Source organism: Streptacidiphilus sp. PB12-B1b (assembly GCF_014084125.1).
Lineage (GTDB): Bacteria > Actinomycetota > Actinomycetes > Streptomycetales > Streptomycetaceae > Streptacidiphilus.
Map to the genome: position 1 here is coordinate 2,107,832 of NZ_CP048405.1, position 12,279 is coordinate 2,120,110.

The 12,279-nt window shown below is 75.0% G+C and carries 15 protein-coding genes; 12 read left to right on the plus strand and 3 right to left on the minus strand.

The features are described from left to right. Positions 1-46: 46 nt before the first annotated feature. Positions 47-679 carry a TIGR03085 family metal-binding protein gene (locus tag GXW83_RS09575; RefSeq protein ID WP_182442651.1) on the minus strand — a complete coding sequence of 211 codons (633 nt, stop codon included), beginning with the start codon at positions 677-679 and terminating at the stop codon, positions 47-49. Between the two features lie 89 nt (positions 680-768). Between GXW83_RS09575 and hisI the strand changes: the two genes are divergently transcribed. The 12 genes from hisI (at position 769) to GXW83_RS09635 (ending at position 10,212) form a co-directional block, all read left to right on the plus strand. Further along, positions 769-1,164: a phosphoribosyl-AMP cyclohydrolase gene (gene hisI / locus GXW83_RS09580; RefSeq protein WP_182442652.1), complete on the plus strand. Its 396-nt coding sequence runs from the start codon at positions 769-771 to the stop codon at positions 1,162-1,164. Positions 1,165-1,204: 40 nt separating this feature from the next. Continuing rightward, a complete protein-coding gene (locus GXW83_RS09585) occupies positions 1,205-2,752 on the plus strand; it encodes an anthranilate synthase component I (RefSeq protein WP_182442653.1) in 1,548 nt (515 codons plus the stop codon). Then, a complete protein-coding gene (locus GXW83_RS09590; protein WP_370466622.1) occupies positions 2,749-3,435 on the plus strand; it encodes a TIGR02234 family membrane protein in 687 nt (228 codons plus the stop codon). The genes GXW83_RS09585 and GXW83_RS09590 overlap by 4 nt, the downstream gene beginning before the upstream one ends. A gap of 93 nt (positions 3,436-3,528) precedes the next feature. Then, a complete protein-coding gene (locus tag GXW83_RS09595; protein ID WP_182442654.1) occupies positions 3,529-3,777 on the plus strand; it encodes an HGxxPAAW family protein in 249 nt (82 codons plus the stop codon). Between the two features lie 8 nt (positions 3,778-3,785). Continuing rightward, complete coding sequence (locus GXW83_RS09600; protein ID WP_225446866.1) at positions 3,786-4,199, plus strand: DUF2752 domain-containing protein; 414 nt, start codon at positions 3,786-3,788, stop codon at positions 4,197-4,199. 184 nt (positions 4,200-4,383) lie between these two features. Then, positions 4,384-5,193, plus strand: a complete 810-nt coding sequence (trpC, locus tag GXW83_RS09605) for an indole-3-glycerol phosphate synthase TrpC (RefSeq protein ID WP_182442655.1) — start codon at positions 4,384-4,386, stop codon at positions 5,191-5,193. A 269-nt stretch (positions 5,194-5,462) separates the two neighbouring features. Further along, on the plus strand, positions 5,463-5,651 hold the full coding sequence (gene trpM, locus GXW83_RS35310; protein WP_370466869.1) for a tryptophan biosynthesis modulator TrpM: 189 nt from the start codon (positions 5,463-5,465) through the stop codon (positions 5,649-5,651). Between the two features lie 49 nt (positions 5,652-5,700). Further along, entirely contained in the window at positions 5,701-6,918 is a 1,218-nt protein-coding gene (trpB, locus tag GXW83_RS09615; protein ID WP_182442656.1) for a tryptophan synthase subunit beta, read from the plus strand. Further along, a complete protein-coding gene (gene trpA, locus GXW83_RS09620) occupies positions 6,918-7,724 on the plus strand; it encodes a tryptophan synthase subunit alpha (protein ID WP_182442657.1) in 807 nt (268 codons plus the stop codon). Before trpB ends, trpA begins: the two co-directional genes overlap by 1 nt. A 195-nt stretch (positions 7,725-7,919) precedes the next feature. Beyond that, on the plus strand, positions 7,920-8,735 hold the full coding sequence (locus GXW83_RS09625; protein WP_182442658.1) for a thioredoxin domain-containing protein: 816 nt from the start codon (positions 7,920-7,922) through the stop codon (positions 8,733-8,735). A 70-nt stretch (positions 8,736-8,805) separates the two neighbouring features. Beyond that, a complete protein-coding gene (locus GXW83_RS09630; RefSeq protein ID WP_225446867.1) occupies positions 8,806-9,306 on the plus strand; it encodes a MauE/DoxX family redox-associated membrane protein in 501 nt (166 codons plus the stop codon). A gap of 51 nt (positions 9,307-9,357) precedes the next feature. Then, positions 9,358-10,212 (plus strand): thioredoxin domain-containing protein, encoded by an 855-nt coding sequence (locus tag GXW83_RS09635; RefSeq protein ID WP_225446868.1) that lies wholly within the window; start codon positions 9,358-9,360, stop codon positions 10,210-10,212. A gap of 69 nt (positions 10,213-10,281) precedes the next feature. Here the strand turns inward: GXW83_RS09635 and GXW83_RS09640 are convergent, their stop codons facing one another. Further along, positions 10,282-10,926, minus strand: a complete 645-nt coding sequence (locus GXW83_RS09640; RefSeq protein ID WP_182442660.1) for a response regulator transcription factor — start codon at positions 10,924-10,926, stop codon at positions 10,282-10,284. Then, positions 10,923-12,104, minus strand: coding sequence for a sensor histidine kinase (locus GXW83_RS09645; protein WP_225446869.1), 1,182 nt, complete (start codon positions 12,102-12,104; stop codon positions 10,923-10,925). Before GXW83_RS09645 ends, GXW83_RS09640 begins: the two co-directional genes overlap by 4 nt. Positions 12,105-12,279 lie beyond the last annotated feature (175 nt).

Consider the following 12,279-nt stretch of genomic DNA (forward strand, 5'->3'; position numbering starts at 1 on the left):
CCCGGCCGCGCAGGCCGCCGCAGACGCGGGCCCCGGCCGCCGGGCGTCACATGCCCAGCTCCGCCTTCTGCACCTGGGCCACCGCCTCCGGATCGCCCTCCACCTGCACCAGCGCGTGCGCCTGCCGCCCCGTGGCGAACAGCAGCAGCTCGCCCGGCTCGCCGGTGACCGTCACCACCGGCGCGCCCTTGCGGGCCACTGCGGTCTGCCCGTCCGGGCGGCGCAGCACCAGGCCGGCCGGGGAGCGGCGGCCGGACAGCGGCGCCATCCGGGCCAGCCGCTTCCACAGCAGCTCGGCGAAGTCCGGGTCGAGCACCCGCGGCTGGGCGTCCTCCTGGGCGCGGCGGACGTCCTCGCCGTGCACGTAGTACTCCACGGTGTTGGCTGCCTCGTCCGCGCCGGGGATGCCGAACAGCGACACCTTCGGCGGGCCGCTGCGGAACAGCTCCAGCAGCTCCGGGTAGGGCTTGGCGGCGTACTCGTCGTGGACCCTGGCCAGCCGCCCGGCCAGCGCCTTGATGAACACGCCCCCGGCCGCGTCCGGGCGGCGCTCGCGCAGTACCAGGTGCGCGGCCAGGTCCCTGGTCCTCCACCCGGTGCACAGGGTGGGCGCGTCGGGGCCGACGGCCTCCAACAGATCGACGAGCAGCAGGCGTTCGCGTCGCGCGTAGTTCGACATGGAGCCAGCGTACGACTCGGCGCGGGCCCGGCGGCCGGTCCTGCGCCGCGTCGTGCGCCCGGTGTCGGACGGCTTGGCACAATGGGGGCATGCCCGCAGCCCCCGCCCTTCCCGCAGCCCCCGGCAGCACCGCGCTCGACCCGGCCGTCGCCGCCCGCCTCAAGCGCGACGCCCACGGCCTGGTGCCCGCCATCGCGCAGCAGTACGACACCGGGGAGGTGCTGATGATGGGCTGGATGGATGACGAGGCCCTGCACCGCACGCTCACCACCGGCCGCTGCACCTACTGGTCCCGCAGCCGCAGCGAGTACTGGGTCAAGGGCGACACCTCCGGCCACCTGCAACTGGTCAAGTCGGTCGCGCTGGACTGCGACGCGGACACCGTGCTGGTCAAGGTGGACCAGGTCGGCGCGGCCTGCCACACCGGCGACCGGACCTGCTTCGACGCGGGCGCGCTGCCGCTGTCCGGCAGCGCCGCCGAATAGCCCCCACCAGCCGCGGGTCCGCCGTCTAGACTCCAGGACCATGACCACCGGCATGATCACCCCCGACCTTGAGACCTTCCGCAAGCTCGCCGTCGACCGCCGGGTCATCCCGGTCACCCGGCGACTGCTGGCGGACGGCGACACCCCCGTGGCGCTGTACCGCAAGCTGGCCGCCGGGCGCCCCAACACCTTCCTGCTGGAGTCCGCCGAGCAGGGCCGCTCCTGGTCGCGCTACTCCTTCGTCGGGGTCCGCAGCGCCGCCGTGCTCACCGCCGACGCCGAGGGCGGCGCCCGCTGGCTCGGCAAGCCGCCGGTCGGCATCCCCGTCGACGGCGACCCGCTGCAGGTGCTCCGGGCCACCGTCGAGGCCCTGCACACCCCCCGCGACCTGCACGGCAGTTCGCACCTGCCGCCGTTCACCGGCGGCATGGTCGGCTACCTGGGCTACGACGTGGTCCGCCGGCTGGAGAAGCTCCCGCAGCTCGCCCCGGACGACCTGGGCCTGCCCGAGCTGACCATGCTGCTCGCCACCGACCTGGCGGTGCTCGACCACACCGACGCCACGGTGCTGCTGATCGCCAACGCGGTCAACCAGGACGACCGGCCCACCGGCGTGGACGCCGCCTACGCCGACGCCGTCGCCCGGCTCGACGCCATGACCGCCGACCTGGCCCGCCCGGTGGACGCCGGGGCCGCCGCTTTCACCCCGGTCGCCTCGGTGGAGGCGGTCTCGCCCTTCGGCGGAGCGCCCTACCGGGCCGCGGTGGAGACGGTCAAGGAGCGCATCCGGGCCGGTGAGGCGTTCCAGGTGGTGCCCTCGCAGCGGTTCCAGGCCCCCTGCCCGGCCGACGCCCTGGACGTCTACCGGGTGCTGCGCGCCACCAACCCCAGCCCGTACATGTACCTGCTGCGGTTCGAGGACTTCGACGTGGTCGGCTCCAGCCCGGAGGCCCTGGTCAAGGTCGAGGACGGCCGGGCCATGGTGCACCCCATCGCCGGCACCCGCCCGCGCGGCGCCACCCCCGAGCAGGACGCCGACCTGGCCGCCGAGCTGCTGGCCGACCCCAAGGAGCGGGCCGAGCACCTGATGCTGGTCGACCTCGGCCGCAACGACCTGGGCCGGGTCTGCGCGCCCGGCAGCGTCGAGGTGGTCGAGTTCATGACCGTCGAGCGCTACAGCCACGTGATGCACATCGTCTCCACCGTCACCGGCCGGGTCGCCGACGACCGCACCGCCTTCGACGTGCTCACCGCCTGCTTCCCGGCCGGGACGCTCTCCGGCGCGCCCAAGCCGCGCGCCATGCAGATCATCGAGGAGCTGGAGCCCACCCGGCGCGGCCTGTACGGCGGCTGCGTCGGCTACCTCGACTTCGCCGGGGACGCCGACACCGCCATCGCCATCCGCACCGCGCTGATCCGCGACAAGGTGGCGTACGTGCAGGCCGGTGCGGGCGTCGTGGCCGACTCCGTCCCGGAGAACGAGGACGCCGAGTGCCGCAACAAGGCCGCCGCGGTGCTGCGCGCGGTCGCCACCGCGAGCACCCTGCGTCCGGCCGCCGAGCGGGCACAGGGCAGACTGGAAGGGTGACCGCTCTGCCGCAGCCCCGAACCGAACAGCAGGACGAGACCGGCGGGACCGCCGCGTCCGTGCCGCCGACCGCCGCCGACGCCCGGCCCGCGCCGGACCGCCGCAGCCTGGCGCTGATGCTGCTGTTCGCGGTGGTCGGGGCGGCGGTGGTGCTGCTCGCCGCCGGACGCACCTGGGCCCGCGGCGAGGTCGCCTTCCAGAGCTCGGTGCTGCACGTCAGCGCCACCGGCTCGCAGACCACCGGCCTGCCCAGCGCACTGGCGCTGGTCGCCCTGGCCTCCGCGGTGGCCGTCTTCGCGGTGCGCGGCAACGCCCGCCGCCTGGTCGGCGGGCTGCTGGCGCTGGCCGGCGCCGCCGTGGTCGCCGCCTGCGTCGGCGCCGCCACCGGCAGCGCCGCCCTGGACCGCCGGGCCGCCGCCGCCGTGGGCCTCAGCACGGCCACCGCCGGGCATGTCACGCACGCGGCCTGGCCGTGGGCCGGGGCGGCCGGCGGGGTGCTGCTGCTGCTCGCCGGGCTGCTGGTGATCGCCCGCGGGCGGGACTGGCCCGGCATGTCCTCGCGCTACGAGGCCCCCGAGCGCCGTAGGGTCGGGGCGGGCACCGCCGCGGCCGCGAACCGGCCGGACCACACCCCGGCCGACCTGTGGAAGGCGCTCGACCGGGGCGAGGACCCGACCGCGTAGCCCCCCGCGGCCCCGCGGCCACCCCGCCCGGTACCGCCGATCGGCATGCGGAAGAATGGCCACGAGAGCCATCCAGAGAACCAAGGAGCAGTAATGTCGGGTAGCGCCCACGGACACACCACCGCCGCCTGGACCGGTGTCGGGGTCTCGTTCATCGGCTTCATCATCGCCGCTGTGGCCATGGTCGTCCCCAGCCCCGTGCTGGTCGCTGTGGGCCTGGTCGTCGCGGCCCTCGGCGCGGTGGTCGGCAAGGTCATGTCGATGGCCGGGTTCGGCAAGAAGGCCGGCAGCAGCCACACCGCCGCCCCCTCGAACCAGACCCCGATCGGCTCCGGCGTCTGACCACCCCGGTGCCCTCACCGGCGGCGCGCGGCCTGGTCGGACCGGCCGCGGCCTTCGCCGCGGTCGCCTCGGCCACGGCGTACGTCGGGGTGGTCGACCCCGGCCGGCCTGGTCACTACCCGGTCTGCCCGTTCCTGCGGGCCACCGGGTGGTGGTGTCCCGGCTGCGGCGGCCTGCGCTGCGTCCACGCGCTGACCAGGGGAGACCTGGCCACGGCCGTGCACGACAACGTCCTGGCCGTGCTCGCCTGCACGGCGGCGGTGCTGGTCTGGGCGCACTGGACGTACCGCTCGGCGCGCGGGCTGCGGACCGTGCTGCGGCTGCCCGGCCCGGGCCTGGCCTGGGCCCTCGGGGCGCCGGCGGTGGTGCTGGCCTTCACCGTCCTGCGGAACCTGCCCGCCGGGGCCTTCCTGGCACCCTGAGCCGCGCCCCCGAACTGCCCGCGACTGCCCCGACCTGCTGCTCCGCGTCCGGCGCCGGGCCCGCCCGGTGTCCGGCAGGCGAGACCGGGCGGCTGCTGATAACGAAAGCAAATGCCGCTGCCGTTAGCATCGACACTGGCCGTCAACGGGCGGCCGACCCGTACACCCGAGAAGGGGGCGCCCCGTGAGCGTGCTCGACGAGATCATCGCCGGCGTCCGTGAGGACCTCGCCGAGCGGCAGAGCCGGGTGTCGCTGGACGACCTCAAGGCGATGGCGGTGCGCGCACCGCAGGCCAAGGACGGGGTCGCCGCACTGCGCGGCGAGGGCGTCCGGGTGATCTGCGAGGTCAAGCGCTCCAGCCCGTCCAAGGGCGCGCTGGCCGCGATCGCCGACCCGGCCTCGCTGGCGGCGGACTACGCGGCGGGCGGCGCGGCCGCCATCTCGGTCCTCACCGAGCAGCGCCGCTTCGGCGGCTCGCTGGCCGACCTCAAGGCGGTCCGCGCGGCCGTGGACACCCCGCTGCTGCGCAAGGACTTCATCGTCACCGCCTACCAACTGTGGGAGGCCCGGGCGTACGGCGCGGACCTGGCGCTGCTGATCGTCGCCGCGCTGGAGCAGCCCGCGCTGGTGTCGCTGATCGAGCGGGCCGAGTCGATCGGGCTGACCCCGCTGGTCGAGGTGCACGACGAGGAGGAGGTGGCCCGGGCGGTGGATGCCGGGGCCAGGATCATCGGCGTCAACGCCCGCAACCTGAAGACCCTCGAGGTCGACCGGGACACCTTCGCCAACGTCGCGCCCTCCATCCCGGACCACGTGGTCAAGGTCGCCGAGTCGGGCGTGCGCGGCCCGCACGACTTGATCGCCTACGCCAACGAGGGCGCCAACGCCGTCCTGGTCGGCGAGACCCTGGTGACCGGCCGCGACCCGCGCGCCGCCGTCGCCGACCTGGTCGCCGCCGGCGCCCACCCGGCGATCCGGCACGGGCGGGGCTGACCCCCGCGATGACCCCCACCCCCCGCCCCCGTTCCGACGCCCACCCTCCGGTGCACGTCGGCTGCGCCCTGCGGCGTCCGGTGCGAATCGGCTACGACCCCCACCCTCCGGTGCGCATCGGCTACGTCCTGCTGCGTCGAGGGTCGGACGCCGCCGCCGCTGCCCTGCGGGCGGGTGCCGGGTACTCGTTCCTCGCACCCGACCCCCACCCTCCGGTGCGCATCGGCTACGTCCTGCTGCGTCGAGGGTCGGACGCCGCCGCCGCTGCCCTGCGGGCGGGTGCCGGGTACTCGTTCCTCGCACCCGACCCCCACCCTCCGGTGCGCATCGGCTACGTCCTCCAGCGGGGCTGCCGCGCGCCTGCGCGGCGGGTGCTGGGCCGCCGGGTGCGGTATGTGATCGGGGCCGAGCCCGGGCAGGTGCAGGGACGCCGATGGCGAAGCGTCGCCGGCCGCTGAGGCTGCACGCTATTCCCCTGACCGGATCTCATCCCTGAGGAACCATCACATGTCGTCCCACGACATCACCCCCGACGCGCGCGGGTACTTCGGCGCGTACGGCGGGCGCTTCATCCCGGAGGCGCTGGTCGCCGCCGTCGAGCAGGTCGCCGACGAGTACGAGAAGGCCAAGGCCGATCCGGCCTTCGCCGCCGAGTTGTCGGGCCTGCTGAAGGACTACACCGGGCGGCCCAGCCCGCTCACCGACGTCCACCGGTTCTCCGCCGAGGCCGGCGGCGCCCGGGTGCTGCTGAAGCGCGAGGACCTGAACCACACCGGCTCGCACAAGATCAACAATGTGCTGGGGCAGGCCCTGCTGACCCGCCGGATGGGCAAGACCCGGCTGATCGCCGAGACCGGCGCCGGACAGCACGGCGTGGCCACGGCCACCGCCGCCGCCCTGTTCGGCCTGGACTGCACCATCTACATGGGCGAGGTCGACACCGTCCGGCAGGCCCTGAACGTGGCCCGGATGCGGATGCTCGGCGCCGAGGTCGTCCCGGTGACCTCCGGCAGCCGCACCCTCAAGGACGCCATCAACGAGGCCTTCCGGGACTGGGTCGCCAATGTCGACTCCACCCACTACCTGTTCGGCACGGTCGCCGGGCCGCACCCGTTCCCGATGATGGTCCGCGACTTCCACCGGGTGATCGGCATCGAGGCCAGGGCGCAGGTCCTGGACCGGGTCGGGCGGCTGCCCGACGCCGTGGTGGCCTGCGTCGGCGGCGGCTCCAACGCGATGGGCATCTTCTACGACTTCATCCCGGACGCCGGGGTGCGGCTGATCGGCATGGAGGCTGCAGGCGAGGGCGCGGACACCCCGCGCCACGCGGCGACCCTCACCAAGGGCGATCCGGGCGTGCTGCACGGCTCGCGCACCTACGTCCTGCAGGACGAGGACGGCCAGACCATCGAGAGCCACTCCATCTCGGCGGGCCTGGACTACCCGGGCGTCGGCCCGGAGCACGCCTACCTCAAGGACGCCGGCCGGGCCGAGTACCGGCCCTGCACCGACGCCGCCGCCATGTCGGCGCTGCGGCTGCTGTCCCGCACCGAGGGCATCATCCCCGCGATCGAGAGCGCGCACGCCCTCGCCGGGGCGCTGGAGCTGGGCCGCGAGCTGGGCCCGGACGCGGTGATCCTGGTCAGCCTCTCGGGGCGCGGGGACAAGGACATGCACACGGCCGCCGAGTACTTCGGCCTGCTCGACGAGGCGGGGCAGAACTGATGAACGAGCAGCTCAACAGCGTGCTGGCGGCCGCCCGGGCGGAGCAGCGGGCGGCCCTGGTCGGCTACCTTCCGGCGGGCTTCCCCACCATCCCCGGCGCGGCCCGGGCGGTGCAGGCGCTGATCGACGGCGGCTGCGACGTGGTGGAGATCGGGCTGCCGCACAGCGACCCGGTCCTGGACGGGCCCACCATCCAGACCGCCGACGACATCGCCCTGCACAACGGCGTCCGCACCAGGGACGTGCTGGCGACCGTCCGCGAGGTCACCACGGCCAACCCGGCCGTGCCGGTGCTGGTGATGACCTACTGGAACCCGGTGGACCGCTACGGCGCCGCGCGCTTCGCGGCCGACCTGGCCGCCGCGGGCGGGGCCGGCTGCATCCTGCCGGACCTGCCGGTGGAGGAGGCCGGTCCCTGGCTGGCCGCCGCCGGGGAGCACGGCCTGGCCTCGGTCTTCGTGGTCGCGCCGTCCAGCCGGGACGAGCGCCTGGGCACCATCACCGCCCAGGGCACCGGCTTCGTCTACGCGGCCGCCGTCATGGGCGTCACCGGCACCCGCAACCAGGTCGGCGAGCTGGCCGAGGACCTGGTCAAGCGGGTCAGGGCGACCACCGACACCCCGGTCTGCGTCGGCCTGGGCGTCTCCACCGCCGCCCAGGCGGCCGAGGTCGCGGCCTTCGCGGACGGCGTGATCGTCGGCTCCGCCTTCGTCCAGCGGCTGCTGGACGCGCCCACCGAGGACGCCGGCTACGCGGCCGTCCGCGAGCTGGCCGCCGAGCTGGCCAAGGGCGTACGCACCCGCTGAACCGCCTTCGCCCGCCCCCGCCCCGCGCGGGGGCGGGCGAATCCGTCGCGCGGTAACCCGTTCAGGTGAGCCGCCGCGTGGCGCGTGCCCGAGCGGCACTCCTCCTCGTTGATGATCCGGCAGGTGGCGCATGACGACGCCACTCGTGCGCGCATGCCGAGCGTGCGCACGACCGCGAGCTGAGGAGGTCCCGCTGTGGTCGCAGTGCACCGTGCCCAGGTGGTCCGCGTCGCCGTCGCCGTCGTGGCGCTCGCCGCCGCCGTGGGCGGTGAGTCCAGCGTCGGCCGCGCCCTCGCCGAGGGCGGCGTCCAGCGGGCCGCCTTCACCGCCCCGGCCTCCGGCCCGCTCGCCGCGCCCGGCCCGGCCGCCGACGTCGACGCCTGGGAGAGCCCGGTCGCGGACGTGCCGCAGCGGGCCGCCCTGCTCGGCCTGCCCGCCGTGCTCAGCGCCGACGGATCCGCCGTCGAGGTCGGCTACCGCGACGCCCCGGCCGTGCTGACGCTGTTCGAGGACTTCCGCTGCAGCACCACCCAGGGCTTCGAGAGCGCCCAGGGCCGGACCCTGGCCGATCTGGCCGCCGCCCACCGGGTGCTGATCCGCTACGTGCTGGAGTCCTCGCTGGACGAGCGGCTCCCCGGCCCCGGCGCCCAGCTGGCCACCAACGCCGCCCGCGCCGCCCTGGCCCACGGCCGGTTCCCGCTCTACCACGCGCTGCTCTTCGCCAACCAGCCGCCGGAGGACGTCGACGGCTTCACCGAGGGGCGGCTGCTCGAACTGGCCTCGGCCGTGCCCGGGTTGCGCTCCGCCGCCTTCGACAGCGAGGTGCACCGGCTGTGGTACCGGCAGTGGGTCGTCCGGGCGCAACAGGCGTACGACCGGGCGGGCGTGCACTTCGGCACCCCCTCGATGCTGCTGGACGGCCGGGAGGTCGACCTGGGCGCGCGACCGCAGCTGCTCACCGACCCCGCGGCGCTACAGTCGTTGGTCCGCAGTGCCGCAGAGCGGGGCTGAAGCACACATCACCGGGAGGGGATGTCAGATGATCACTCGTCAGCGCAGCGGTACGGAAGGGGAGCCGGCGGTGCGGCCAACCGAGGGCGGGCCGCTCGCCCGGACGCTGACGCCGCAGGTGCGCGACTGGATCGGCACCGCCGTCCGGCTCGGCCTGGCCGTGGTCTGGGCCTGGGCCGGGCTGGCCAAGGTGACCGACCCGGAGACCGCCGCCCAGGCCGTCCGGGCCTACCGCATCCTGCCGGAGTCGCTGGTGAAGCCCTTCGGCTACGGGCTGCCGTTCCTGGAGATCGCGGTGGCGCTGCTGCTGCTGGTCGGCCTCGGCACCCGGATCGCCGCCTTCGTCTCCGGCGTGCTGCTGCTGGTCTACATCTCCAGCATCGCCTCGGTGTGGGCGCGCGGCATCGCCATCGACTGCGGCTGCTTCGGCGGCGGCGGCGCGGTGGCCGCGTCCAAGACCGAGTACCTCCAGGAGATCCTGCGGGACACAGGCTTCCTCCTGCTCACGGCCTGGCTGCTGTGGCGGCCCGCCAGCAAGTTGTCGCTCGACAGGTGGCTCGCCGCCGACTGAGCGCCGCCGACGGTCCCGTCGGCACACCCCGTCCCCTCGCAGTTGGTAGATATGAGCACAATGAGTCAGAAGAACGGCGAAGCCAAGCGCAGCGCGCGTGAACGGATGCAGGAGGAGCGGGCCGCCCGGCAGGCCAGAGAGAAGCGGCTGAGAAAGCTCGGCGTCATCGGCGCGGCAGTCGTGGTGCTGGTGGTGGCGGTGGTCGTCGGGATCCTGGTGATGAGCAGCAACTCCAGCTCCTACACCGCCTCGCAGGCTCCGGCGGGCACGACCGGCGGCAACAACCTGGTGGTCCCGGTCGGCGCGGTCAACGCCCCCTCGACGCTGACCATCTACGAGGACCCCCGCTGCCCCGCCTGCGGCGAGTTCGAGAAGGCGTTCCACACCACGGTGAACCAGCTGCTGGGCGCGGGCAAGGTGCAGATCCACTACCACGTGGTGTCCTTCATCGACCGGCACGACCAGGGCAACGGCTCCAAGAACGCCGCCAACGCGCTGGGTTGCGCGCAGAACGTCGGCCGGTTCCACCCGTACCACGACGTGCTCTACGCCAACCAGCCGGACGAGACCGTGGACGCCTGGGCCGACCGGTCCAAGCTGATCACCCTGGCCAAGCAGGTGCCCGGCCTGGACACCCCGGCCTTCGAGTCCTGCGTCGACCACAACAGCTACGGCCCCTGGGTGACGGCGGTGGAGACCGACTTCGACAAGTCCGGCTTCACCTCCACGCCCACGATCCTGCTCAACGGCACCTCCGCGTACCCGAGTTACAACGGCACCGGGCTGACCCCGCAGACCCTGGTGACCATGGTGGACGCCGCGAACAAGGGCAAGCCGCTGGGCACGCTGACCCCTGCCGGCGCCTCCGCGCTGGCCTCGCCCACCGCCGCCGGAAGCACCGGCTGACCGGCCGGCCGACCCCGCCGACGCCGCGCCCCCCTGCCCGGGGCGCGGCGTCCGCGCGTCCGGCCTGGCTCAACGGCTGCGCAGCAGGCCGGAGCTGATGGCGGCGGCCACCGCGGCGGTCCGGCTGTCCACGCCCAACTTGTCGTAGACGTGCACCAGATGGGTCTTGACCGTGGCCTCGCTGATGAACAGCCGCTTGGAGATCTGCCGGTTGGCCAGGCCCTCGGCCAGCAGCTCCAGGATCTCCGTCTCGCGCGGCGACAGCGCCGGACGCCCGGCCCGCACCCGCCCCATCAGCCGGGCCGCGACCGGCGGCGCGAGCACCGTCTCGCCGCGCGCGGCGGCCCGGACCGCAGCGGCCAGCTCCTCCGGCGGGGCGTCCTTGAGCAGGTAGCCGGTGGCCCCGGCCTCCACCGCCGCCAGGATGTCGGCGTCGGTGCTGTAGACGGTGAGCACCAGCACCGAGGGCGGATCGGGCAGGGCGGTGATCCGGCGGGTGGCCTCCACCCCGTTCATCCCCGCGCCCATCTGCAGGTCCATCAGCACCACGTCCGGGCGCGGCCCGCCCGCCTGCCGGAGCCGGTTCAGCAGCCGCAGCGCCTCGTCGCCGTCGGCCGCCTCGCCGACCGGCTCCAGCTCCGGCAGCTCCTCCAGCAGCGCGCGCAGCCCCCGGCGCACCACCGGGTGGTCGTCCACCAGCAGCACCCGGATCACCGGACGGCCCCGCCGCGCGGCAGGGCGGCGGCCACGGCGGTGCCCTCGCCCGGCGCCGACTCGATGGCGAAGTCCCCGCCCAGCTCGGCGATGCGCTCGCGCATCCCGTGCAGCCCGAAGCGCGGGCGCCCGACCGCCGGGGCGGCCTCCGGGTCGAAGCCGCGGCCGTCGTCGTAGACGTCCAGGGCCACCTGGTCGTCCAGGTAGGACAGGGTGACCGCGACCCGGTCGGCGGCGGCGTGCCGCTGGACGTTGGCCAGCGCCTCCTGGGTCAGCCGCACCAGCGCCACCTCGGTCTCCACCGGCAGCGGCCCGGGCTCGCCGTCGATCCGCAGCTCCACCTCGGGCACCGGGCCGACGCCGTCGGCGATCCGGCGCAGCGCCTCGGGCAGCGTCGCGTCCCGCAGCGAGGGGGGAGTGAGCGCCTCCACGAAGCGCCGCGCCTCGGCCAGGTTGTCCGCGGCGGTGCCGCCGATCTCGCGGATCCGCTCCCGGGCGGCGGCGGACGCCCCGCCGGGCGGCAGCGCGCTCTCGGCGGAGCGGGCCAGCAGCACGATGCTGGACAGGCCCTGGGCCAGGGTGTCGTGGATCTCCCGGGCCAGCCGCTGCCGCTCGGCCAGCCGTCCGGCCTCGCGCTGGCTCTCGGCCAGCCGGTCCCTGGTCCGCACCAGGTCGTCGATCAGCCGCTGCCGGGTGCTGCTCTCCCGGTAGAGCGCCGCGTAGCCGTAGGCGGTGAGCACCGCCACCACCGCGCCCACGCTCGGCCCTATCACCTTCGCCGGGGTCAGCCCGCCGGGGGTGGTGGACTGCGCCGCCACCACCACGCCGGTGAGCGCGGCCACCGCCGGGAGCGACCAGCGCGGCGGCAGCAGGTGCAGGTAGAGCAGGAACAGCGGGAACGCCACGTACCCGGCGGCCGGGTCGAGCGCGGCCAGCGCCACCCACAGCACGGTCACCGCCGCCAGCCACAGCCAGGTGACGGGCCGCCGCGCCCGCACCGCCGGCAGGCCGCCCGCTGCGTAGGCCAGCGCCAGCAGCACCCCGACGACCAGGTCGGCGGGGTGGACGCCGCCGCTCAGGCCGGCTGCCAGCAGCGCGTAGAACATGGCGTGCAGCGTCATGCGCAGCAGCCGCAGCGTCGGCGGATGGGCGGAGGAGGGGGCTTCGGTGCTGCTCACAACCGTCGAGCCTACGGCCGGGCGGCCGGGGCGGGGCGCCCGGCGGCATCAACCGTTCGATTGATCCGGGACCAGCCCTCTCCCCGATGGCCGCCGGTCGCCGCCCGGGCACGGTGGAGACCGGACGCCCGACCCCCGGCGTCCGACCCCGCGTCCTGACCCCACCACCGGAGGA

Coding starts and splice junctions, on each gene's coding strand:
- trpA (WP_182442657.1), top strand. CDS start 6,918: ATGAACGAGCAGCTCAACAGCGTGCTGGCGGCCGCCCGGGCGGAGCAG.
- GXW83_RS09575 (WP_182442651.1), bottom strand. CDS start 679: ATGTCGAACTACGCGCGACGCGAACGCCTGCTGCTCGTCGATCTGTTG.
- trpB (WP_182442656.1), top strand. CDS start 5,701: ATGTCGTCCCACGACATCACCCCCGACGCGCGCGGGTACTTCGGCGCG.
- GXW83_RS09635 (WP_225446868.1), top strand. CDS start 9,358: ATGAGCACAATGAGTCAGAAGAACGGCGAAGCCAAGCGCAGCGCGCGT.
- GXW83_RS09585 (WP_182442653.1), top strand. CDS start 1,205: ATGACCACCGGCATGATCACCCCCGACCTTGAGACCTTCCGCAAGCTC.
- hisI (WP_182442652.1), top strand. CDS start 769: ATGCCCGCAGCCCCCGCCCTTCCCGCAGCCCCCGGCAGCACCGCGCTC.
- GXW83_RS09595 (WP_182442654.1), top strand. CDS start 3,529: ATGTCGGGTAGCGCCCACGGACACACCACCGCCGCCTGGACCGGTGTC.